Consider the following 21,320-nt stretch of genomic DNA (forward strand, 5'->3'; position numbering starts at 1 on the left):
ACTCCCAGTCATGGGCCGATTCATGGTCCGATTGATGGGCTCACTCCGGGTCATGGCAGACCGCCTCAACATTGTTGCCGTCGGGATCGAAGACGAAGGCGCCGTAGTAGTTGGGGTGATAGTGCGGGCGCAGGCCGGGCCGGCCATTGTCCCTGCCGCCGGCGGCAAGCGCCGCGGCATGGAAGGCGTCCACCTCGGCGCGGTTGCGCGCGGTGAAGGCGACGTGCTGGCGGTCTCTCGGCTTCTCCTTGCCGCCGGTCACCCAGAACACCGGCCGGTCGCGGCCATAACCGCCGACCTTGGCGCCGCCGGTATATTCTTCCGGCACCATGTAGAGCAGCGAGGCGCCCAGCGGCGCCATCGCCTTGTCGTAGAAGGCTTTCGATGCGTCGAAATCGGAAGCGGTGATGCCGAGATGGTCGATCATATGACGAGCTCCTTCGTTGGTGGCGCGGGCGCATCGGCCAACCCGGCCACGATGACGATGTGCTGGCAGACATTGTCGATATCGCGGATGACGTCGTCGTTCCAGAAGCGCAGGATGGTCCAGCCGCTGGCACCTAGGTAAGCGCTTCGAGCCTCGTCATGCCGTAAGTGCTCTGCGTCGGCATGCTGACTGCCATCCACCTCTACGATGATACGGTGCGCCGAGCACGCGAAGTCAACGATGTAAGGCCCTATCGGCACCTGTCGCCGAAAGCTCATGCCCATGAGCCGGTGAGCGCGCAACTCGTTCCAAAGCTTCAACTCTGCATCGGTCATCGCGCGCCGCATCGACTTGGCGTTTTTGCGCTGACGGGATGGAACGAGGTCGTGACCCATGGCTAGGCAAGCTCACGCCGGAGATTAGCGAAACCGCGAGCGAGAGCTAATCTCCCCCCTTGCGGGGGAGATGTCCGGCAGGACAGAGGGGGGTGCTGTCCCGCCAGCGTGGCAACTGGGGAGCGCTCGACTTTCAGAAGAGGTACGCTGTCACCTACGGCAAGCTGATACGATGGCGTTCCTTCACACCCCCCTCTGTCCTGCCGGACATCTCCCCCGCAAGGGGGGAGATCGGCCGTCGCCGGCGCCTCAGCCAGCCTTGCAACGATGTCCCGCACCACCCTCACCGCCTGACCTCCCACGTGGTCACGCGCTGGCCGGTGACAGGATCCTTGCCGTCCTTCAGTTGCACGCCCTGCGCCAGAAGCTCTTCGCGCACGCGGTCGGCTTCGGCCCAGTTCTTGGCTGCGATCAGCGCCAAACGCCCGGCGATCGCCTTGGCGATCGCGGCCTCGTCCACCTTGGCAGCGCCGACGTCGAAGCCGAGGAAGGCAAGCGCGGCCTTCAGCGAAGCGGCGGCAGCATTGTCACCGGCGCCGCTGAACTCGATCGCCTCGCCGGCAAGCTGCGTCAGCCGCTGGAAGGCGGCGTAAGTGGCGAGGTCGTCGGCCAGTGCTTCCACCACATCGGCCGGCAGATCCTTCGCTCCCTCCGGCGCAAGGTCCGCCGCGCGCTTCCATTTGCGCAGCGTGTTTTCCGCCTCCTCCAGCTTGCGCACGGAGAAGTCGATCGGCTCGCGGTAATGCGTCATCAGCATCGCCAGCCTCAGCACCTCGCCCGGCCAGCTGCGGCCGCCGAAGGTGTTGGTCTCCAAGAGCTCGTGGATGGAATAGAAATTGCCGAGGCTCTTCGACATCTTCTGGCCCTCGACCTGCAGGAAGCCATTGTGCATCCACACATTGGCCATGACCCTGGTGCCGTGGGCGCAGCGCGACTGCGCGATCTCGTTCTCGTGGTGCGGGAAGATCAGGTCGAGCCCGCCGCCATGGATGTCGAAGACCTCGCCGAGATAGGCGGCCGACATCGCCGAGCATTCGATGTGCCAGCCAGGCCGGCCCCTGCCCCACGGGCTCTCCCAGCCCGGTTCTTCCGGGCTCGAGAGTTTCCATAATACGAAATCGCCGGCGTTCTTCTTATGCTCGTCGACGGCGATGCGGGCGCCGGCCTGCTGCTCGTCGAGATTGCGTTTCGAGAGCTCGCCATAGTCCGGCATCGAGGCGGTGTCGAACAGTACCTCGCCGCCGGCGGCATAGGCGTGGCCGCGCTCGATCAACTGCCGGATCAGCGACAGCATGTCGGCCTTGCCGTCCGCGCGCGGCGCAACGAATTCGGTGGCGCGCGGCTCGAAAGTCGGCTCCAGGCAGCCGAGCGCAGCGACGTCCCTGTGATACTGGTCGGCGGTCTTTTCGGTGACCTTGCGGATCGCATCGTTGAGCGAGAGTTTTCCGGCTTCGATCTCCGCGCCGAAATCGCGAAGCGCCCTGGCGTTGATCTTGTCGTCGACGTCCGTGATGTTGCGCACATACGTGACGCGGCTTTCGCCGTAGAGTTGGCGCAGCAAACGGAACAGCACGTCGAAGACGATCGCCGGCCTGGCGTTGCCGATATGGGCGAAGTCATAGACGGTCGGACCACAGACATACATGCGCACATTTTGCGGATCGATCGGAACGAAACGCTCCTTCGCCCGCGTTAGCGTGTTGTAGAAGCTGAGGCCCTTCGATGCGTCAGACATGCGTGCCTTCCCGGTCGGTTACTCGCAAACCCACGTTGCGCCGAAGCGCAAAGCGGACTCCAGCCTGCTGGCCGGGGCGTTTGTCCAATCTGGGGGAAGATAAGGCGAAAACGTCCGGACCAGCGCGAGGCTAGTCAATAATGCAAATGCCACAAATGGCGAAAGACGTTTTCATGGGCGGCTTTATCGCGCCACCAGGTGTTGCCGTCAAGCCGCTCAACTCGCGAAAGATGTCGATGGATCACAGGTAAAGACGGGGCGAAACATTTTATTAAACATGTCGGCACAGTGATGAAACATTCGCCGGCTAGACCAGCCGGGTGTCACGATTTGGTCCGAATCGACCGGCAAACGCGGGACACGAAAACGTTACCAGGGAAGAGAACAATGTCACGAAGCAAGCAGGAACAGAGCCGACCGCCGCAACAGCCGCTCACCAAGCACTACCGCGCGATTGGCCCGGCGGCCATCGTCGCAGCCCTTCTGCATACCGCGAAGAAGAAGAAGCCGGCGCAGAAGATCGTTTCGCCGCGCGCCGCCTGAAACGGCACGACCGGCGCAACAGCCGGCGATAAGGGCGCCGATACGCGCCCTGGAATTGAGGCCGACGACAAGAGCGCGCCTCGCTAAAACAGGGTCATCTGGTTTTCGTCCGCGCCGGGTTTCTGGCGCCTGACCTTCTCGGGTTCTGGCCCGACGATGCCCCGCTCCTGAATCTCTGGCCCGGTGTTGGCGACCCTGTTGACAAGGTCGGAAACCGGAATGGCCTCGAAGAAATCGGGCTCTGCGGGCTTGAGGAGATCGAGCACGTCGCGCGGCTCCTGCGTGCGGCAATCCAGCCAGCGGGCGAAGTCGCGCTCCTCGATCACCACCGGCATGCGGTCGTGGACATGGGCGATGCCGGCGTCGGCGCGCGTCGTCAGGATAGCGCCGGTATCCATTTCGGAGCCGCCCGGCTCGGCGTAGGTGTCGATCAGCCCGGCGAAGGCGATTACGCCGCCGCGTTTCGGCCGGATCCAGTAGGGCTGGCCCTTGGCGCCGCCGGACTGCTGCCATTCATAGAAGCCGGAGGCCGGCACAAGAGCGCGGCGATGGCGCATGGCGGTCTTGAACGAGGCCTTTTCCAGCACGCCCTCCGAGCGGGCGTTGAAGAGCAGCGGAAATTCCCTGGTATCCTTGACCCAGGCCGGGATCAGGCCCCAGCGCACCAGCATCTCCTGACGGTCCGGCAGGTTGGAGCCCGGCGCGCGCGGCGGACCGGCAAGGATCATCAACACGGGCTGTGTGGGGGCGATGTTGTAGCGGGGCGGAAACGCCTCCAGCTCCGCCAGGCCGAGATAGGCGGCGGTCTGGACCGGTGTAGCGGTCAGGGCAAAGCGTCCGCACATGAATTCGGCTCGTCGATTTGAGTTCCCGTGAAAGTGGCGATGGAACAGCCACGCCGCAACCGCTAAAGCTGGATCCGGCCGGTCGGTCCACAACAGGCTGCAGAAACGCATGGAACCACGCAGGACAATTCCCGCCGTCTCCGTCGCGGTCGTGCGCGGCAGGTCGGTGCTGCTGGTCAAGCGGGCGCGCGCGCCCTCGCAAGGGCTCTACGCCTATCCGGGCGGCAAGGTGGAGCCGGGCGAGACGCTGGAAGAAGCGGCGGCGCGTGAGCTCGAGGAGGAAACCGGGCTCGAGGCCAAGGACTACCGCCCGCTGCGCGCCATCCATATCGACGGGAGCAGCGAGAACCACGCCGTCGACTATCTGCTGACGGTGTTCGGCGCGGCCTATGCCGGCGGCGAGCCGATGGCCAGCGACGATGCCGAGACGGCGGCCTTCTATACGCTTGCGGAAATGGCGGAGATGCCGCTGGCGGGCGATGTGCTCGAGGTGGCCGAGGAATTGCTAGGGTCTGCGCAAGACAACGGGCGGCAACTCTCATAAATCGCCTTGCAGGCGACAAAATGTTTCGTCACAAAGACTTAGCTCTCTCACGCCAAGGCCCTGATGACCCGCGCCTCGCCTCTCCTCGCCGCGTGCCTCGCCGTCAGCATGGCGGTCACGGTGTTGCCGGCGCCGGCCGCCGAGGCGCCGTTCGAGCCAGGGCTGATGCGGCTCGCCGAGGTGCTGGGCTCGCTGCATTTCCTGCGCAATCTGTGCGGCGAGAAAGGCAACCAGTGGCGGGTCGAGATGGAAAAGCTGCTCGAATCGGAAAACCCCGATCCCGACCGGCGCGCCCGCTTCATCGCCTCCTTCAACCGCGGCTACCGCTCCTTCAGCGGCACCTACACGCGGTGCACGCCCTCGGCCACCGAGGCCATTGCCCGCTACATGAAGGAAGGCGAGACGCTGTCGCGCGACATCGCTTCCCGCTATGGGAATTGACGGGCGACAACGGTCGCGACTGCCGCGTTATGCACACATTCCACAATAATCACCGCCAATGTGAGCTGGCTTATTGTGTCAGACTGCGCCTTGGTGCAATCATGGTGTTGCGCTTGTGCAACAATGTTAATGAAACGTTAGCGCACGAATGCGGAATTAACTCAAACTGAAGGTTTTGATGCCGCAAGCCCGCCTAATCGGCTAAGCTCGGCACGGATTGAGCGCAGCCTTGCTCGAAATGTAGATAGCGACCGTAAAAATGTCGTATTTACAATGGCTTATTGAAGGCTGCGGAGAACGGACAGGTCAAGCCCGATCCATCGCCGGATCGCCGCTTGAAGAAGGTGGACATCGCAATGGAACATGGTGTCAGCGACATCGACGCATTGGTCAGGGAAGAAAAGCGCCTGACCGCCGTCGAAAGCCACAGCGAAGCCTGGGCTGAAGGCTTGTCGGCCGGCATCGAGCCCGAAATCATCGCCGAAGCCGCCCTCGAGACCGCTTTCGGCGAGATGCTGCGCGCCAATGGCGAGACCTCCGCGCTGGCCCTGCTCGACCGCATGCGGGAAAAGGTACTTTCCGGCGTCTTCGAGCCGGAGCGGCTGAAGCACTAGCCCGCCCGCTTTTGTGCCTTTTGACGGCGACGCGCCATTTCTGCATCATGCCTGGGTGCCTTAACAGCTCAAAAGCGCTGTCCGGACCGAGCGAGCCCGGAAACCATGGAGAGGCAAGGGGTGAGATTTTCGTTGGTAGGCCGCCCAAGCGGGCTGATCCTCCGCATCTGGATTGCCGCTTCCTGCTGCGCCGTTCCGCTGGCGATCTGCCTCGCCAGCACGCCATCCTACGCGCTGAGCGAGATCCAGCGCGGGGACCTGCCCTCGCCGGTCACGCCGCCTGCCGGTAACGACACCGCTCCGGGAACCACCGTGCCGATGCCGGTCCCTCCCGGCACCAAACCCTCCGACACCGGCCAGCCGGCCGACGACACGGACAAGACCGAGCCCGAGGCGCCAGCCGGCAGCGGCGGCGTCACCAGCCCGCGCTCCGATCCAGATGCGCCGCCGCCACCGGTCGTCTACGACCTCGACAAGCTTCCCGAACCGGTCAAGCGCATGCACGGCCTGATTATCGAGGCCTGCAAGAGCGGCGACATCGAGAAAATTCGGCCGCTGATCGGCTCGGGCGAATCCATGACGCAGTTGTCGCTCGGCGACATCGACGGCGACCCGGTCACTTTCCTCAAGGGGCTCTCGGGCGACGGCGACGGCCAGGAGATCCTCGCCATTCTGGAAGAGGTGCTCAGCGCCGGCTATGTCCATGTCGACACCGGCACGCCGCAGGAACTCTATGTCTGGCCGTATTTCTTCGCGCTACCGCTCGACAAGCTCGACCCCAGGCAACGGGTCGAGCTGTTCAAGCTGGTCACCGCCAGCGACTATGACGACATGAAGCAGTTCGGCGCCTACATCTTCTACCGCGTCGGCATCACCCCGTCCGGCCAGTGGCTGTTCTTCGTCGCCGGGGATTGAAGGCTGTTGTTTTGGCGCAATCGCGGACGGAAAACCGCCTCACACGTTCCCTGGAATTGCTCTGGCTAGGCCGGCAGCGCCTCGGAGAACTCCACCGCCCTTCCCTGGCTGGGCGTGACGATTTCGCCCTCCCACATGACGCGCGTGCCGCGCACGATGGTGCCAACCGGCCAGCCGGTGACCGGCTTGCCGTCATAGGGCGTCCAGCCGGCCTTCGAACCCGCCTGCGCATTGGTGATGGTCTCGCGGCGCTTCATGTCCACGACGGTGAAATCGGCGTCGTAGCCGGCGGCGATGCGGCCCTTCCGCGCCATGCCGAAAATGCGCTGTGGGCCGTGGCTGGAGAGGTCGACGAAGCGCTGCAGGGTGAGCCGGCCGGCATTGACGTGATCGAGCATGATCGGCACCAGCGTCTGCACGCCGGTCATGCCTGACGGCGAGGCCGGATAGGGCTTTGCCTTCTCGGCGAGCGTGTGCGGCGCATGATCGGAGCCCAGCACGTCGACGATGCCTTGCGCGATGCCGTGCCAGACGCCGTCGCGGTGGCGCGGCGCCCGCACCGGCGGGTTCATCTGGATCAGCGTGCCGAGCCGCGCATAGTCGTCGGCCGAGAGCGTCAGATGATGCGGCGTCGCCTCGCAGGTGGCGACATCCTTGTGCTGCTCAAGGAAGAGGATTTCCTCGGCCGTCGAGATGTGCAGCACGTGGATGCGGGCGCGCGCCTGCCTTGCGATGCGCACCAGGCGCTCGGTGCAGCGCAGTGCCGCGATCTCGTCGCGCCAGACCGGATGGGACGAGGGATCGCCCTCGACGCGGAGCCCAAGCCGCTCGCGCAGGCGGAACTCGTCCTCAGAATGGAAGGCGGCGCGGCGGTGCGTGTTGCGCAGGATGGAAGCGACGCCTTCGTCATCCTCGACCAGCAGGTCGCCGGTGGACGAGCCCATGAACACTTTTATGCCGGCAGCGCCCGGCAGCCGCTCCAACTCGCCGACATCGCCGGCATTGTCGCGCGTGCCGCCGACCCAGAAGGCGAAGTCGCAATGCATGCGGTTCGTGGCGCGCCGCACCTTGTCGGCAAGGGCGGCCGCGCTGGTGGTCAGCGGATTGGTGTTGGGCATCTCGAAGACGGCGGTGACGCCGCCGAGCACGGCGGAGCGGGAGCCGGTCTCCAGATCTTCCTTGTGCTCCAGCCCCGGCTCACGGAAATGCACTTGGCTGTCGACGACGCCGGGCAGGATGTGCAGGCCCTTGCAGTCGACGGTCTCGCCGGCCGATGCCTGGCCGAGATCGCCGATTGCGGCAATGCGTCCGGCCTTCACGCCGACGTCGCGCCGGCCTTCGCCGTCATGGTTGACAACCGTGCCACCTGTCAGGATGAGATCGAAGGTGGTTGCCATGGACAGGTCCAATCTCTTGCGGGGGGAGTGTGGCCGGCTTACGTAATGACCGAACGTTTTGCAAGATCAGGCCGCTCATGCCCTTTGCCCCGCTGAAAGACCGCGCGCTCATTTCCGTGTCAGGCCCGGATGCCGAGCATTTCCTGCAAAACATCCTCACCACCGATCTCGATGCGCTCGGCCCGGGCGAGGCAAAGCCGGGCGCGCTGCTTTCGCCGCAAGGCAAGATCCTGTTCGATTTTCTGGTCTCGCGCGCCGGTGAGGACGGCTTCCGACTGGAGTGCCGGGCCGACATTGCCGACGATTTCGTACGCCGGCTGATGCTCTACCGGCTGCGGGCAAAGGCCGAGATTGCCAAGCAGGATCAGGTGCTTGTCACGATCGCATGGGGCGATGATTCAACCGCTTCACATCTTGATTCAATCGGGGCTGATTCAACATCGCTCGTCGACTCTCGTTTCCGCGACGTGGCGGTCAGACGCGTCCACGGCGGTTCGGCGGAGGGCGGCGACCTCGATGCATGGCTGGCCCTGCGCATCGCCAACGGCATTGCCGAGAGCGGCAGCGACTACGCGCTCGGCGACGCCTTCCCGCATGACGTTCTGCTCGACGAGACGGGCGGCGTCGGCTTCAAGAAGGGCTGCTATGTCGGCCAGGAAGTGGTCTCGCGCATGCAGCACCGCGGCACCGCGCGCCGCCGCGTGCTGATCGCCGCTGCCGCCGGCGCGCTGCCCGCGACCGGCACGGAGGTGACCGTCAATGGCCGGCCTGTCGGCACTCTTGGCTCGGTAAGCGGCGGACGCGGCCTCGCCATCGCCCGCATCGACCGCGTCAAGGCGGCGCTTGATGCCGGCCATGCGATCATGGCCGGAAACGTCCCGGTGACGCTCGCGATTCCCGCCTGGGCCAAGTTCTCCTTCCCGCAGGATGCCGTCAGCGCGGAGGAAGCCTGATGGCGGCCGACAGGGCCGGAGCGCCGCCGCGCGCCTGGCAACGCATGCTGTCGGGGCGCCGGCTCGACCTGCTCGACCCCTCGCCGCTCGACATCGAGATTGCCGACATCGCGCACGGGCTCGCCCGCGTCGCCCGCTGGAACGGTCAGACCAGCGGCGATCACGCCTTTTCGGTGGCGCAGCATTCGCTGCTGGTCGAGGCGCTCTATGGCGACCTGGTGCCGACCGCTTCGGCCGAGGCGCGGCTCGCCGCGCTGCTGCACGACGCGCCCGAATATGTCATCGGCGACATGATCTCGCCGTTCAAGTCGGTGATGGGCGGCTCCTACAAGGACTGCGAGCTCAGGCTGCAGCGCGCCATCCATCTGCGCTTCGCGCTGCCGGCCGAGCTCGGCGCGACCTTGCGCAAGGACATCAAGCGCGCCGACCAGATCGCCGCCTATTACGAGGCGACACTGCTCGCCGGCTTCTCGACGGCGGAGGCGACCGAATATTTCGGCCGGCCGCGCGGCTTTTCGGCCGAACGCTTCGACTTCACGCCGCGCTCGGTGACGTGGGCGCAGGCAGCGTTTCTCAAGCGTTTCGCGACGCTTGAGGCTAAACGCCAGCCTCTTCGTGCGATGAATTCCACTGCACAAAAAACGCTTACTTGATATGCGGCCGTCACCGCACCGATAGCTCGCCGGCGAGACGAGCCGCGCCTAAAATCTATCGGCCATCGAACAAATCGCAGCAGATATTCAACCATCTGGCCGCTCCGTGGATTGAGCACGAAGGCAGCGAGTTTTGGCGTAATCTGCTACTCTGATGGCGTGCTTCGTCAATGAAAAGGCGCGTGCCCGATTTTAGATTTTGGTCAAGCAGATGAGAGGCAATCATGTTTGACAGACAGAAAAAGACAGCCCTCGTGACCGGCGCATCGTCCGGTATGGGCAAGGAAATCGCAAAGCACCTGATCCAGGACGGCTTCCAAGTCTACGTGGCCGCGCGCCAGACAGACAAGATGGAAGACCTCGCGGCGCTCGGCGCGCGCCCACTGCGCATGGATATTTCCAAGAACGAAGAGATCGAGGCGGCCGTCTCCAGCATCCTCGCCGAGGTCGACGGCGTCGATGTCCTCGTCAACAATGCGGGTTTCGGGCTCTACGGGCCGGTTGAGGATATCGGCATCGACGAAGCACGTTATCAGTTCGAAGTGAACGTCTTTGGCCCAGCCCGCCTGACGCAGCTCCTGCTGCCGGCGATGCGGAGGAAGAAAGCCGGCACGATCGTCAACATCACCTCGATGGGCGGCAAGATCTACACCCTGCTCGGCGCGTGGTATCACGCGACGAAGCACGCGCTGGAAGGCTGGTCGGACAGTCTCCGGCTCGAGCTCGCGCCCTTCGGCATCAAGGTCGTGGTCGTCGAGCCGGGACTTATCGAAACCGGATTCGGCGATGTCGTCGCGGACGGGCTTTTGAAACGATCCGGTACCAGCGCCTATGCAAAGGTGGCCCAAGTGGTGGCGAAGACGACGAAAGCGAGTTACGGCCATGGACTTGGCAGCCACCCACGCGTCATCGCCGACGTGGTCTCGACGGCCGTGCGTTCGGCCAAGCCGCGGACGCGCTACGCCGCCGGCAAGTATGCGAAGATGATGATCTGCGTCAGGAAGTGGTTGGGCGATCGCATGTTCGACCGGCTTATCCTCAGCCAGATGCGGTGAACGGCGTAGGGCTCGCCGACCAAAGGAGACCGGCATGAGCGGCGTCCCAGGCGACAAATGCAAGGTGCCTCGCGCATTCTGGCGCGCCGTGGAGCGTCTTGGCCTGCCCGCGTCGGCCGTGTTGCGGCAGGCCCGGCTTCCCGCCACCCTTCATCTCAACGAGCAGGCCTTCGTCACGACCACGCAATATTTTGCGCTGTGGAGGGCTCTCGAGGAACTCTACGCGAAACCGGCCCTAGGGATCCGGCTGGTCGAGGTCGCCGACACTGCGATCCACCCGCCCTCCACGCTCGCCGCGTTCCACGCGCGAAACTATCGCGAAGGCATCGCCCGGATTGCTCGCTTTAAACGACTTTGCTCGCCCGAGCAGTTGCATGTTGCCGACGAGAACGGCGAATGCATGATAAGTTCCGAGTGGCTTTACGCCAACGAGCCGACGCCTGCAGTCGCCACCGACGTCGCCTTTGCCTTTCTCGTCGAGCTCGGCCGGCGGGGAACGGGTCAGCATCTTGTCCCCCTCCGTGTCGAGCTCACGCGTTCCCACGACAAGAGTGGCGTGCATCGGGGCTATTTCGGATGCCCGGTCCGCTACGGGGCAACGCGCGACTTGCTGGTCCTGCGTTCCGCCGATCTCGATCGTCCGTTTCCAGGCCACAATCCCGAGCTTCTCGACATCCTCACGCCCGCGCTGGCCGCCGCGCTCGGTGAGCTTAGCGCGCAAAGCTCGCTCAGTGAGCAGGTGAAGGTCGTATTGAAGCGAAGCCTGGCGAGCGGAAGGCCGGAGCTTTCCGACATCGCGCGCGAGCTTGGGATGAGCGAACGCACCCTGCAACGGCGCATCACTGAGGAAGGAACCAGCTTCCGCGAGCTTCTCATCAACGCACGACAGGAACTCGGCCGGCAGCTGCTGTTGGATCCGACGGCCGACATTGACGAGGTCGCCTGCCTGCTCGGTTATCAGGATGCAAGCTCCTTCTATCGCGCCTTTCGCGAGTGGGAGGGCACGACTCCCAATCGCTGGCGGGAACTCAATTTCGATAGCTCGAAACCGGCGGTTCCGGGCAGCTTCCTGCAATAGCCAAGGCTGGCCAGCGGCGCCACGTAGTTCCGCTCGCAATCCTGAAATGCCATTGGCGTTCTCCGCAAGTTCGTTGGCGTCCTCGGTTACTGCGACGCACCCTCCCCATGCGCCATCCAAATCCCCCTCGAATGCTCACTGGCCTTCTTTCGAGGAGAACGATGCAAGGCGATTTCTGGATGTTTCTCCGGTCCTGGGCGGCCGCGCCGCTTCGAGTGGCGGCAATCGCTCCATCCGGCAACGCGCTTGCGAAGATCATCACGCAAGACATTACGCCGGGGATAGGACAAGTGATCGAACTGGGACCGGGCACCGGCGTCTTCACAGCTAGACTGCTTGAGCGCGGCGTTCGGCCGGAAGACCTCACCTTGGTTGAATATGGCGCGAACTTCACGATGCACCTGAAATTGCGATTTCCTCGGGTGCGCGTGCTTCGAATGGACGCCGCCGAAGTTGGTGAGATCGAATTGCCGAGCGGCGCGCCGGTCGGCGCAGTCATAAGCGGCCTGCCTCTGCTAAGCATGCCCGATCAGAAGGTGATCGCGATCCTGGACGGCGCATTTGCGCACCTGAAACCGGACGGAGCATTCTATCAATTCACCTACGGCCCGCGATGCCCTGTCGCGCGATCGATCCTTGAGGGGCTGGCTCTCCAAGCAACACACATTGGTCGTACGATGCTGAACATCCCACCCGCGGCGGTCTACCGGATTTCGCGGCGACGAGCCTTCCACCAACACTGAAGACTGGTCCAGCAAGCATTCCACGACTCGGTGGTGGGTTTTCATTTTCAGGCGACTGAATGCGCCAGAAGCCAAGCGTCAGGCTGTTCTTGCTGTGAATCCCGTCAAGTAAAAGAACGCTAAATTAACCGGCAGTCGCGACAGTAACGTGTTCAGTCACGGTCAGCAGGCGCGCACATGCCCGTCGCTCATGTCAAGGCTGGTTCGGCCGCAGGCAAGCGGAAAGCAATCCGTATTGGCCCGGCCCGGCGAATAGCCGAGGAACTGCGCGCGCAGAACGAACGCTTTTCGGCCGCCGTCGAGAACATGTCGCATGGCCTGTGCATGTTCGACGCCGAAGAGCGGATGATCATCTGCAACCGCAACTATATCGACCTCTTCCGCCTCGACGCCAAGGTGATGAAGCCCGGCATCGGCTTCTTCGACATCCTGCAGCACAGTGTCGATATCGGCATCGCCTCGCAAAGTGCTGCGGAACTCTATGCCGTCCGCAAGCCCTATATCGACGGCGCGAAGCCCTCGACCTATGAGGAGACGCTGGCGGACGGGCGCATCATCGTCATCTCGCACCGGCCGCTCGCCTCCGGCGGCTGGGTGTCGATCTATGAGGACGTGACCGTGCAGCGGCGCGCCGAAGAGGATCTGAAGGAGCAGCACCGCCGCTTCGACGCCGCTTTGGCCAACATGTCGCAAGGCCTGCTGATGTATGACGCCGACGGCAAGATGATCGTGCGCAATCAGCGCTTCCTGGAGCTTTACAAAGTCGCCGCGGCGGATTTCCCGTTTGGGACGACGCACCGCGACGCGCTCGAACGATTGCTGGAGCTCGGCATCTATACCAAGCTCGACGTCGACAGCGAAGTCGGCAAGACCGAGGCCTGCCTGCAGGCGGGCAAGATGCATTCGACTTACCGCTATCTTTCCGACGGCAGGACGTTCCTCGTCGTGCGCCAGCCGATGGGCGGCGGCTGGGTGGTGACTTTCGACGACGTCACCGAGCGTCGCCGCACCGAGGAGCGCATGACGCACCTTGCGCATCACGACACGCTGACCAACCTGCCCAACCGTTCGATGTTCCGCGAACGGCTCGACCAGGCGCTGAGCGAGGCCAAGGGCGCGCCGCTGGCGATCGTCTCGCTCGACCTCGACCGCTTCAAGGCGGTCAACGACACCTTCGGACATCCGGCCGGCGATTGGCTGCTGAAATGCGTGGCCGGGCGCCTGCAGCGCTGCCTGCGCAGCGAGAAGGACGTGGTGGCGCGATTCGGCGGCGACGAATTCGCCATCATCCAGTCCAATATCAAGGGCACCGCCGATGCCGAAAAGCTTGCCAAGCGCATTATCGAGGTGATCGGCAGGCCTTATCGCGACAAGGGCCGGGAGATGCATGTCGGCGTCAGCCTCGGCATCGCGCTCTATCCCGCAGACGGGCAGGATGCCGACACGCTGCTCACCAATGCCGACATGGCGCTCTACCGGGGCAAGAGCGAAGGGCGCAACATCTATCGTTTCTTCGAGCCGGGCATGGACGCCATGGTGCGGGAGCGCCGGGCGCTCGAGGCCGATCTCGAAGCCGCGCTCCCCAGGCGCGAGTTCGAACTGGACTACCAGCCGATCCTCGACATCGCTTCGGGCGACGTCGTCGGCGCCGAAGCGCTGATGCGCTGGCGCTCGCCCTCGCGCGGGCGGGTATCGCCGGAGGATTTCATCGCGGCGGCCGAGGAAACAGGCCTGATCGTGCAACTCGGCGACTGGGCGCTGCGCAAGGCCTGCGGCGTGGCGGTGGGCTGGCCGCAGGAGATGCGCATGGCGGTCAACGTCTCGGCGGCCCAGATCAAGAGCGGCGGTTTCGCCCGCAGCGTCATCTCGGCGCTTGCCTTTTCCGGCCTGCCAGCCAGCCGGCTGGAACTCGAAATCACCGAAACGGTGATGATGGATGAGAGCGATACGGTGCTGAGGACGCTCGGCCATTTGCGCGGGCTCGGCATCCGCATCGCGCTCGACGATTTCGGCACCGGCTATTCCTCGCTCGGCTATCTGCGGCGCTTCCCGGTCGACAAGATCAAGATCGACCGCTCGTTCATCCGCGACCTCGACAGGCGCGAGACCGCGGCGATCGTGCGCACCGTGATCGGCCTTGGCGCGGAGCTCGGCATCACCGTCACCGCCGAAGGCGTCGAGACCGAGGAACAGCTCGGCATGCTGCGCAAGGCCGGCTGCGGCGAGGCGCAAGGCTATCTGATCGGCGTGCCGGCCAAGGCCTCGGAGATGACCCGGCTGCTGCGTTCGCAGGCGCAGCTGCGCCGGTCCGGCTGACGGCGGAGATTTCCGTAGCCCGTCAGCGCAGCGTCTCGATATATTTCTCGTGGAAGCTCACATAGCCGGACTCGACCACCTTGAGATGTCGCGCGATCAGCCGATGGAACGCCGGCAGTTGGTGGAATGGCACGCCGGGATAGGCGTGATGCTCGGCATGGTAAGGCATGTTCCAGGCGAGCTTGCGCACCAGCCAGTTGGTCAGCGTCGTCCTGGTGTTTTCCAGCATGTTGGCAACGAAGGGGCAGCGGCCATGTTCGGCCAGCAGGTAAAGCCTGAGGAAGGGCTGCCCGAGCAGCGCCGGCACGATCCAGACGTAGAGCAGCACGGTTGCCTTGAACCAGACGGCTAGCCCGAGGACCACGACATAGAAGGCGATCATTGCCCGCGCCTCGGCCTTGACCTTCGGCAGGCCCTTCGGCGGCACATAGCTGTCGCGGCAGCGGCCAATCGCATTGGTGTAGAGCGTCTTGAGATGCCCCCACCACACCGGCAGGCCCGAGACGTGGACAATGTACTGCCGCAAGGTCTCCGGCTTCGGGAAGGCCAATTCCGGATCGTTCTGCGGATCCTGGGTGAAGCGGTGATGGGCGAAGTGAAAATAGCGGAACCAGTCGGCGGGCAGGGCGATCGCTAGGCTGCAGAGCCGAGCGACGGCATCGTTCAGCCACTGCGTCTCGAACGCCGTCCTATGCACGGTCTCATGCAGCAGCGTGAACAGGAACACGATCAATATCCCCTGCGGCAGCATCAGGAGAGGCCAGAACGGCATCTTGGCCGCGATCAGGGTTCCGAGGACGACGATGGCGCCGAGATGGGCGGCGAACTGGATGACGCCCGGCGCATCCGACTTGCCGGTCAGGCGGCCGCGTTCCTCGTTGGTCAGCGAGGCGATGATTTCGCGGTGGTCCACGGGTTCGGCGCGGTCGATTGCGTTCATGAAGCCAACATACTTCAGCAAGAAACCTTTCGAAAAACGAGGATTTCTGTAAAATAGATAAGCTTACCTTATCTTTTGGATCGCCATGGTCGCACTTCCATCGCTCAGGGGACTTCAAGCCTTCGAGGCAGCGGCGCGCACCGGCAGCTTTGCCGCGGCGGCGGAAGAGCTGTCGGTTTCGGCGGCCGCCGTCAGCCAGCTCATCCGCACCGTCGAAGAGCAGATGGGGCGAAAACTGTTCCACCGCGTCAACCGCCGCGTCGTGCTCACCGAAGCCGGCGTCGAAATGCTGCCCAGGCTCACCATGGCCTTCCGCGAGATCGGCAGCGTCGCGCGCGATGTCGGCGGCGATGCGTTCCGGCCAAGGCTCGTCATCTCGGTGCCGCCTTCGATGGCGATGGGCTGGCTTTCGGAACGCCTCGCCGGCTTTGTCGCCGGCCACGGCGCCGCGGACATCTCGCTCAGAGGCGAGGACGACCCGGTGCCATTCGACCATGAGCTGATCGATATCCGGCTTTCCTACGGCCCGCATTATCGCGAGCACCCGACCGAAGAGATCGTCCATGACGCGGTCTATCCGATCTGCGCGCCGGGTCTGGCCGGCGCAATCCGGCCGGAAAGCCTCGCAGGCCTGCCGCTGATCCACACCGACTGGGGACCGACCGGCGCCTCCTTTCCATCCTGGCGCAACTGGTTCGAGGCGGCGGGCATCGAGCCAGGGCGCACGGCGCAGCGCGGCCTTTCCGCCAACTCGTCGCGGGCAGCACTCGACCTCGCCATATCGGGGCTCGGCGTGGCGCTGGCGCAAGGCATTTATTGTGCCCAGGCGCTGGAAGACGGCAGGCTTGTGCGGCCGATCGCCCGGGCGTTGGACCTGCGCCAGCCCTACTGCCTGACGATCCCCGAGCGCAGCGCGAGGCGCGATGTGGTGGCGGCGTTCCGCCAATGGCTGATTGCGGAATGCGTGCGCGCCGTCAGGTCTCCGGCGCTGATCGCCTAGAGCGTTTCAGCGATTCATAGAATCGCCGAACCGCTCTAAGTATTTGTTTTTGCGCAATTCCGGACGGAAAACCGTTACACACTTTTCCTGGAATTGCTCTAGCAGTCAGAGATGTCCCGCCAGCGCCGCGACCATGTCCTTGCTGGTGGCGACAGGCACGATCTCGAACTCCACCAGATCGGCCCATTCGACGACCCAGCGCTGCAGCAGCGTGACGTCATCGGCCTCCACCAGCATGAAGCAGCGGCCCATGTCCCCGGCGATCCAGCTGTGGTGCACGACGAGCTCGTCCAGCTTCAGCCGGCCCTTGTCGCGGAAGCGGCGGTAGATCTCCTTGCGATCGCAGCCGGCAAAATCCTCGATCACGAAAAACAGCATTCTTTGCCTCAGTTCGAACGACCGGGAATTGGGGAACTGGAGAACTGAAGAATTGGAGCAGTTAGGGGTGCGATCAGCCCTCACTTCATCAGTTTATCAGTTCTTCAATTGCTCAATTCCCCAGTTCCTCAATTCCGCTTGTCCGCTACTTATCCGGCCGTTCCAGGCGCTCCAGGAACCATTGCGTCAGCCGCACCCAGAGCTCGTCCTTCTCGCCGGAATCCTCCCAGCCATGGTCGAGATTGGGATTGTCGTTGACCTCGATGACGAAGACGCCGTCCTTGGTCTCCTTGAGGTCGACGCCGTAGAGCCCGTCGCCGATGCATTTTGCCGCCTTGACCGCGGTTTCCACGACATGCGGCGGCGTCTGCTTCAGCGTGAAGGTCTTTATGCCGCCCTGGTCGGGCTTGCCATTGGCCTTGTGGTTGACGATCTGCCAGTGCTTCTTGGCCATCAGGTAATGCACCGCAAACAGCGGCTGGCCGCCGAGCACGCCGACGCGCCAGTCATATTCGGTCGGGATGAACTTCTGCGCGATGAGGAGGTCGGAATCCTCCAGCCACTCGGTCGCGAGCTTGGTGAGCTCGGCCAGGTTCTCGCATTTCTTGACGCCGCGCGAGAAAGAGGAATCCGGGATCTTCAGCACCAGCGGGAAGCCCAGCGTCTGCGCCGCGACTTCGAGATCCGAGGTGCCGGCGATCATCACGGTCGGCGGCACGGGCACCTTGTTGTAGGTCATCAGCTCGTTGAGATAGACCTTGTTGGTGCAGCGGATCATCGACAGCGGGTCGTCGATCACCGGCATGCCTTCCTGCTGGGCGCGGCGCGCGAAGCGGTAGGTGTGGTTGGAGATCGACGTCGTCTCGCGGATGAACAGCGCGTCGTAGTTGGCGAGCTTGGCGAGATCCTTCCTGGTGATCGGCTCGACCTCGACGCCCATCTTTTCGGCGATCCTCGCCCAGTAGCGCAGCGAGGAAATCTCCGACGGCGGCAGTTCCTCGTGCGGATCGACCAGCGTCGCAAAGGTATAGCGCGCCGGCGTGCGGCCCTTGGTGTCGCGCCATTCGCGGTTGGTGTAGGTCTCCAGGCACTGCAGGAAGGAGGCCTCCTCCTCGTCGTTCATGCGGGCGAGCGGCAGGAAGCCGATCTTGCGAATCGAGGCCCATTCGGCGCTGTCCTTGATATGGACCTCCAGCGCCGGGGCGCGGAACCAGTCGAACAGGAGCTTGGTGAAGCGATCCCACACTTTCGACGGCCCGATGCCGAAGAAGACCGCGACCTTCGACGGGAAGGTGCCGCCGAGATCCTTGCGGCATTTGTTGAGTGCGAGCTCAAGTTCCGGCAGCGCATGCTCGTAGAGCTTGCGCTCCGAGAGATCGATCATGGTCTCGACGGTCGGGATCACCTTGTGGCCGCGCGAGCCGGCAAGCAGCGAAGCATAGTAGCCGCGGCTCTGGTAGCCGTAATTGTTCGACAGGTTGATCACTTTCGGCCGCTGGCCGCGAAACAGCGCCGGGTGCGCGAGATAGTCGCGGTTGGTGATGATCTTGTGCGGCGTCGCCACCTGGTCGAGATCGTTCTGCCTGCCTGTAAGGATGACCCAGGTCATTGTTTCAACGTTTTCCCAGAGTGATCGCGGCGCGCAAGCCGTCACGGCCGAACTGCGCCATATTCATGAAGATGCCGTAGGGCACGGGGATGTTGGCGGCGTCGAGGATGGTCTCCTGCCTTTCGTCCTCGACCCAGGGATCGTGGATGAGAATATGGTCGCCGTCGTCGCCGATGGCGAGCACCCAATGCGGCACCTTCTTGCCGAACATCAGGAAGCCGCTGATCAGCACCAGCACCAGCTTGCCCTCGCCAAGGGCCGAGCGGATGTCGTCGATGCCGAACGGACGGTAATTCACCGGGATGCCGTAAAGTTCCGCGCGGCGGCGGAAGTCGACCTGGGCGAGCTCCATCACCCGGCGCTTCTCCCCGCTGCGCACCGACTGCAGGAAGAGCGCGCCGTGGAAGGAGACGAAAATCTCGGCGGCGAGCCCGCTTTCATAGCCGGCAACCGCCAGGCCGAAAGGCTCGCAGCCGCCCGGCCCCGACATCATGAAGACGGTCGTCGCTTCGCGCCACAGGCGGATTTCCATGACCGGGTCGGGCACGAAACCGCGGTCGAAATTGGCCATCGCCATCATCAGGCAGCACGGGCCGCAGGTGAACTCGCAGGTCTGCTGGTAGAATGGCACCCGGGTGGCGGTCGGGACATCGCCGCGCAGCGTCTTTTCATAGCGCAGCGCCGTGGCGCCGTCCTCGTAATAGTCGGGCTCGCGGCCAATCTTTCGGTAGCCGGCCTGCTCATAGATCCGGATGGCGCGCTGGTTGTCCTCGCGCACTTCGAGCCTGAGCATCATGCGGTCGTGCTCATAGGCCGCCTCCTCGGCCGCGGCCAGCAGTTGCCGGCCGATGCCGAGATTGCCGAAGAAAGGACCGACGGCAATGGAATAAAGCCGGGCCACGCCGCTGCCCTTGCGAAACAGCACCACCGCGTAGCCGGCGACATGGCCGTCATTCTCGGCCACCAGCATCTCGGCGGTCTCGCGCTCGATGAACTGGCGAAAGGAACGGCGGGAAAGCCGGTCGCCCGAGAAAACGGCCTTCTCGATGGCGGCGAGGTCATCGACGTCTGACGCGCGGGCCTTGCGGATCTCGGCAGGCATGCGGGCTTTGGGAGAACCTCGGATTGGGTTTAATGAAATGGCCCCGGCAATACCAGCCGAAGAGCCGGTATTCATCAAGCGCTATCGCTCCTTGATTTGGGCTGAATTGTGACACTTTCGGCGGCGGCAAGGAAGCCCGAAGTGTTTGAACAAGATCGCTGTTTGGATGGGCTGCCGGCTGCGGAAAATGCAGCCGGTCTCAGCTCGAAATACCGGCCAGAAGCTGGCCATAGGCTCTTTTTGCGACCGCCGACAGGCGTTCGGGCGGCAGCGAGCCGACGACGGCGCAGCCATAACCCTTGTCCAGCCAATAGACCGCCTCGGGTCCGTCCGCCTCGGCAGTGTACGTGCCCTTGGTGGTCTGCGACGATTCGGCGGTGACGAAGAGCGAGATGCGCTCGCCCTTGGCGTCCTCGTAAAGCAGCATCGCCGCCTTGCCCTGGTCGCCGGCGGGCAGCAGCCGCCCGCCGACAAGCTGGAAGCCTTCCGCTGCGAGATCGGGCGCGACCAGCTTCAACCCTACACGGTTGGACAGCCAGGTCTGCAGATGGTCCTTCTCGCTTGCCGGCACCTCGACCGCATGACGCTTCTCGGCGGCGTAGATGACATGGGCGGCGATCGCCTGCTCGGCAAGCTGGTCGTCGCTCTCGTTGATTCGGCCGATGCCGTCGATGCCCGCGACATAGCCACCGAGCACGCCGACCATCAGCACGGCGGCGGCCGCGGCCGAAAGCCACCAGCGCGAACGCCAGGCGGGCGCCCTCGCCGGCGCTTCGCCCAACACCGCCTGACGGAGCCTCGCCGGCACCGGTTCGTCCATCACACCGGCCAAGGCGGCGCGGAGCGCCACGCGGTCGGCGATGTAGCGGGCGCTCTTCGCCTTCATCTCGGGATTGGCCTCGAGCCAGGCGTCATAAGCCACGCGCTCCTCGCCCGGCAGCTCGCCATCGAGGGCCATGTGGATATCGCGTTCGGAGAAATCGCGCCGGGTCATCGCTCGACAATCCTTATCGAGCGGCGGCGCGAGGAATCGTCCAGCAGGCCGCGCAGTTCCTCGCGGCCGCGCGCGATGCGCGACATCAGCGTGCCGGCCGGCACGCCGAGGATGTTGGCGGCCTCGGCGTAGGAAAAGCCTTCGATGGCGACCATGACCAGCGCCGCGCGGCGATCGGGGCTGATCGCCTGCAGCGCATCCATGATCTCGCGCGAGGCGACGGTCTCGACCTGATCGGCGGGCGCGGACTGGGCTTCGCCGGCTTCCAGAGGCAGCATCGCCGCCTCACCGCGCCGGTTCACCTTCCGCATCTGGTCGATGAACAAGTGATGCATGATCGTAAACAGCCACCTCCTGGGGCTTTCTCCAGTCTGCCAGTTGTCGAGCCGCACAAGCGCGCGCTCCAGGCAGTCCTGGACGAGATCGTCGGCGGAATCGCGGTCGCGCAGCAGCGAGCGCGCGTAGCGCCGCAAACGCGGTATCTCGCTCAGGATCGCTGCCTTCTTGTCGTCCATGACGGCTTGTTTCGAGATCGTCTTCCATCCGATTGAACGCGCCTTTCCGGCGCGGCGCAAGCAGCCAGCGCGAAGCGGCCAACCCGCTCCGGTACCCAAGCACCTTAACAACGCCGGCGGATGGCGGT

General features: G+C 64.1%; 23 protein-coding genes. 12 read left to right on the forward strand and 11 right to left on the reverse strand.

Annotated elements, in window-relative coordinates:
* Nucleotides 1-40: 40 nt before the first annotated feature.
* The 3 genes from EJ067_RS05425 to cysS form a co-directional block, all read right to left on the reverse strand.
* A complete protein-coding gene (locus tag EJ067_RS05425) occupies nt 41-427 on the reverse strand; it encodes a VOC family protein (RefSeq protein WP_126085017.1) in 387 nt (128 codons plus the stop codon).
* On the reverse strand, nt 424-822 hold the full coding sequence (locus EJ067_RS05430; RefSeq protein ID WP_126085018.1) for a DUF559 domain-containing protein: 399 nt from the start codon (nt 820-822) through the stop codon (nt 424-426). The genes EJ067_RS05425 and EJ067_RS05430 overlap by 4 nt, the downstream gene beginning before the upstream one ends.
* Before the next feature lie 283 nt (nt 823-1,105).
* Nucleotides 1,106-2,557, reverse strand: coding sequence for a cysteine--tRNA ligase (gene cysS, locus EJ067_RS05440; RefSeq protein ID WP_126085020.1), 1,452 nt, complete (start codon nt 2,555-2,557; stop codon nt 1,106-1,108).
* Nucleotides 2,558-2,944: 387 nt separating this feature from the next.
* Here cysS and EJ067_RS05445 point away from each other — a divergent pair, with 387 nt between their 5' ends.
* Nucleotides 2,945-3,100 (forward strand): hypothetical protein, encoded by a 156-nt coding sequence (locus tag EJ067_RS05445; RefSeq protein ID WP_126085021.1) that lies wholly within the window; start codon nt 2,945-2,947, stop codon nt 3,098-3,100.
* Between the two features lie 83 nt (nt 3,101-3,183).
* On the opposite strand, the gene EJ067_RS05450 is transcribed toward EJ067_RS05445, so the two are convergent.
* Nucleotides 3,184-3,945: an SOS response-associated peptidase gene (locus EJ067_RS05450; protein ID WP_126085022.1), complete on the reverse strand. Its 762-nt coding sequence runs from the start codon at nt 3,943-3,945 to the stop codon at nt 3,184-3,186.
* A gap of 109 nt (nt 3,946-4,054) precedes the next feature.
* Here EJ067_RS05450 and EJ067_RS05455 point away from each other — a divergent pair, with 109 nt between their 5' ends.
* The 4 genes from EJ067_RS05455 to EJ067_RS05470 all read left to right on the forward strand — a co-directional run bounded on the left by EJ067_RS05455 (nt 4,055) and on the right by EJ067_RS05470 (nt 6,459).
* Complete coding sequence (locus tag EJ067_RS05455) at nt 4,055-4,489, forward strand: NUDIX domain-containing protein (protein ID WP_126085023.1); 435 nt, start codon at nt 4,055-4,057, stop codon at nt 4,487-4,489.
* A 63-nt stretch (nt 4,490-4,552) separates the two neighbouring features.
* Nucleotides 4,553-4,930, forward strand: coding sequence for a TIGR02301 family protein (locus EJ067_RS05460; protein ID WP_126085024.1), 378 nt, complete (start codon nt 4,553-4,555; stop codon nt 4,928-4,930).
* Between the two features lie 356 nt (nt 4,931-5,286).
* Entirely contained in the window at nt 5,287-5,544 is a 258-nt protein-coding gene (locus EJ067_RS05465; RefSeq protein WP_126089504.1) for a hypothetical protein, read from the forward strand.
* Nucleotides 5,545-5,664: 120 nt separating this feature from the next.
* Nucleotides 5,665-6,459: a hypothetical protein gene (locus EJ067_RS05470; RefSeq protein ID WP_126085025.1), complete on the forward strand. Its 795-nt coding sequence runs from the start codon at nt 5,665-5,667 to the stop codon at nt 6,457-6,459.
* Between the two features lie 65 nt (nt 6,460-6,524).
* Here EJ067_RS05470 and EJ067_RS05475 read toward each other — a convergent pair whose 3' ends face one another.
* Nucleotides 6,525-7,856, reverse strand: coding sequence for a dihydroorotase (locus EJ067_RS05475; protein WP_126085026.1), 1,332 nt, complete (start codon nt 7,854-7,856; stop codon nt 6,525-6,527).
* A gap of 77 nt (nt 7,857-7,933) precedes the next feature.
* On the opposite strand from EJ067_RS05475, the gene EJ067_RS05480 reads away from it, so the two are divergent.
* From EJ067_RS05480 to EJ067_RS05505, 6 genes are all read left to right on the forward strand, one after another.
* Nucleotides 7,934-8,809: a folate-binding protein YgfZ gene (locus EJ067_RS05480; RefSeq protein WP_126085027.1), complete on the forward strand. Its 876-nt coding sequence runs from the start codon at nt 7,934-7,936 to the stop codon at nt 8,807-8,809.
* The gene (locus tag EJ067_RS05485) at nt 8,809-9,462 is read left to right on the forward strand and encodes an HD family hydrolase (protein ID WP_126085028.1); all 654 of its coding nucleotides are present in this window, start codon (nt 8,809-8,811) and stop codon (nt 9,460-9,462) included. Before EJ067_RS05480 ends, EJ067_RS05485 begins: the two co-directional genes overlap by 1 nt.
* A gap of 224 nt (nt 9,463-9,686) precedes the next feature.
* Complete coding sequence (locus EJ067_RS05490) at nt 9,687-10,517, forward strand: oxidoreductase (protein WP_126085029.1); 831 nt, start codon at nt 9,687-9,689, stop codon at nt 10,515-10,517.
* 34 nt (nt 10,518-10,551) lie between these two features.
* On the forward strand, nt 10,552-11,595 hold the full coding sequence (locus EJ067_RS05495; RefSeq protein WP_126085030.1) for an AraC family transcriptional regulator: 1,044 nt from the start codon (nt 10,552-10,554) through the stop codon (nt 11,593-11,595).
* A gap of 161 nt (nt 11,596-11,756) precedes the next feature.
* Nucleotides 11,757-12,338 (forward strand): methyltransferase domain-containing protein, encoded by a 582-nt coding sequence (locus EJ067_RS05500; RefSeq protein WP_126085031.1) that lies wholly within the window; start codon nt 11,757-11,759, stop codon nt 12,336-12,338.
* A gap of 177 nt (nt 12,339-12,515) precedes the next feature.
* The gene (locus EJ067_RS05505) at nt 12,516-14,654 is read left to right on the forward strand and encodes an EAL domain-containing protein (protein WP_126085032.1); all 2,139 of its coding nucleotides are present in this window, start codon (nt 12,516-12,518) and stop codon (nt 14,652-14,654) included.
* Nucleotides 14,655-14,676: 22 nt separating this feature from the next.
* On the opposite strand, the gene EJ067_RS05510 is transcribed toward EJ067_RS05505, so the two are convergent.
* The gene (locus tag EJ067_RS05510) at nt 14,677-15,567 is read right to left on the reverse strand and encodes a fatty acid desaturase family protein (protein ID WP_126089505.1); all 891 of its coding nucleotides are present in this window, start codon (nt 15,565-15,567) and stop codon (nt 14,677-14,679) included.
* 112 nt (nt 15,568-15,679) lie between these two features.
* Here EJ067_RS05510 and EJ067_RS05515 point away from each other — a divergent pair, with 112 nt between their 5' ends.
* Nucleotides 15,680-16,594: a LysR substrate-binding domain-containing protein gene (locus EJ067_RS05515; RefSeq protein ID WP_126085033.1), complete on the forward strand. Its 915-nt coding sequence runs from the start codon at nt 15,680-15,682 to the stop codon at nt 16,592-16,594.
* Nucleotides 16,595-16,699: 105 nt separating this feature from the next.
* Here the strand turns inward: EJ067_RS05515 and EJ067_RS05525 are convergent, their stop codons facing one another.
* From EJ067_RS05525 to EJ067_RS05545, 5 genes are all read right to left on the reverse strand, one after another.
* The gene (locus EJ067_RS05525) at nt 16,700-16,972 is read right to left on the reverse strand and encodes a DUF3303 family protein (RefSeq protein WP_126085035.1); all 273 of its coding nucleotides are present in this window, start codon (nt 16,970-16,972) and stop codon (nt 16,700-16,702) included.
* 145 nt (nt 16,973-17,117) lie between these two features.
* A complete protein-coding gene (locus EJ067_RS05530) occupies nt 17,118-18,581 on the reverse strand; it encodes a RimK family protein (protein ID WP_126085036.1) in 1,464 nt (487 codons plus the stop codon).
* A 4-nt stretch (nt 18,582-18,585) separates the two neighbouring features.
* Complete coding sequence (locus EJ067_RS05535; protein WP_126085037.1) at nt 18,586-19,683, reverse strand: GNAT family N-acetyltransferase/peptidase C39 family protein; 1,098 nt, start codon at nt 19,681-19,683, stop codon at nt 18,586-18,588.
* Between the two features lie 199 nt (nt 19,684-19,882).
* Nucleotides 19,883-20,677, reverse strand: a complete 795-nt coding sequence (locus EJ067_RS05540; RefSeq protein ID WP_126085038.1) for an anti-sigma factor — start codon at nt 20,675-20,677, stop codon at nt 19,883-19,885.
* Nucleotides 20,674-21,192, reverse strand: coding sequence for an RNA polymerase sigma factor (locus tag EJ067_RS05545; RefSeq protein WP_126085039.1), 519 nt, complete (start codon nt 21,190-21,192; stop codon nt 20,674-20,676). The genes EJ067_RS05540 and EJ067_RS05545 overlap by 4 nt, the downstream gene beginning before the upstream one ends.
* Nucleotides 21,193-21,320: the final 128 nt, after the last annotated feature.

Origin of the sequence: Mesorhizobium sp. M1D.F.Ca.ET.043.01.1.1 (assembly GCF_003952385.1) — a bacterium.
Classification (GTDB): domain Bacteria; phylum Pseudomonadota; class Alphaproteobacteria; order Rhizobiales; family Rhizobiaceae; genus Mesorhizobium.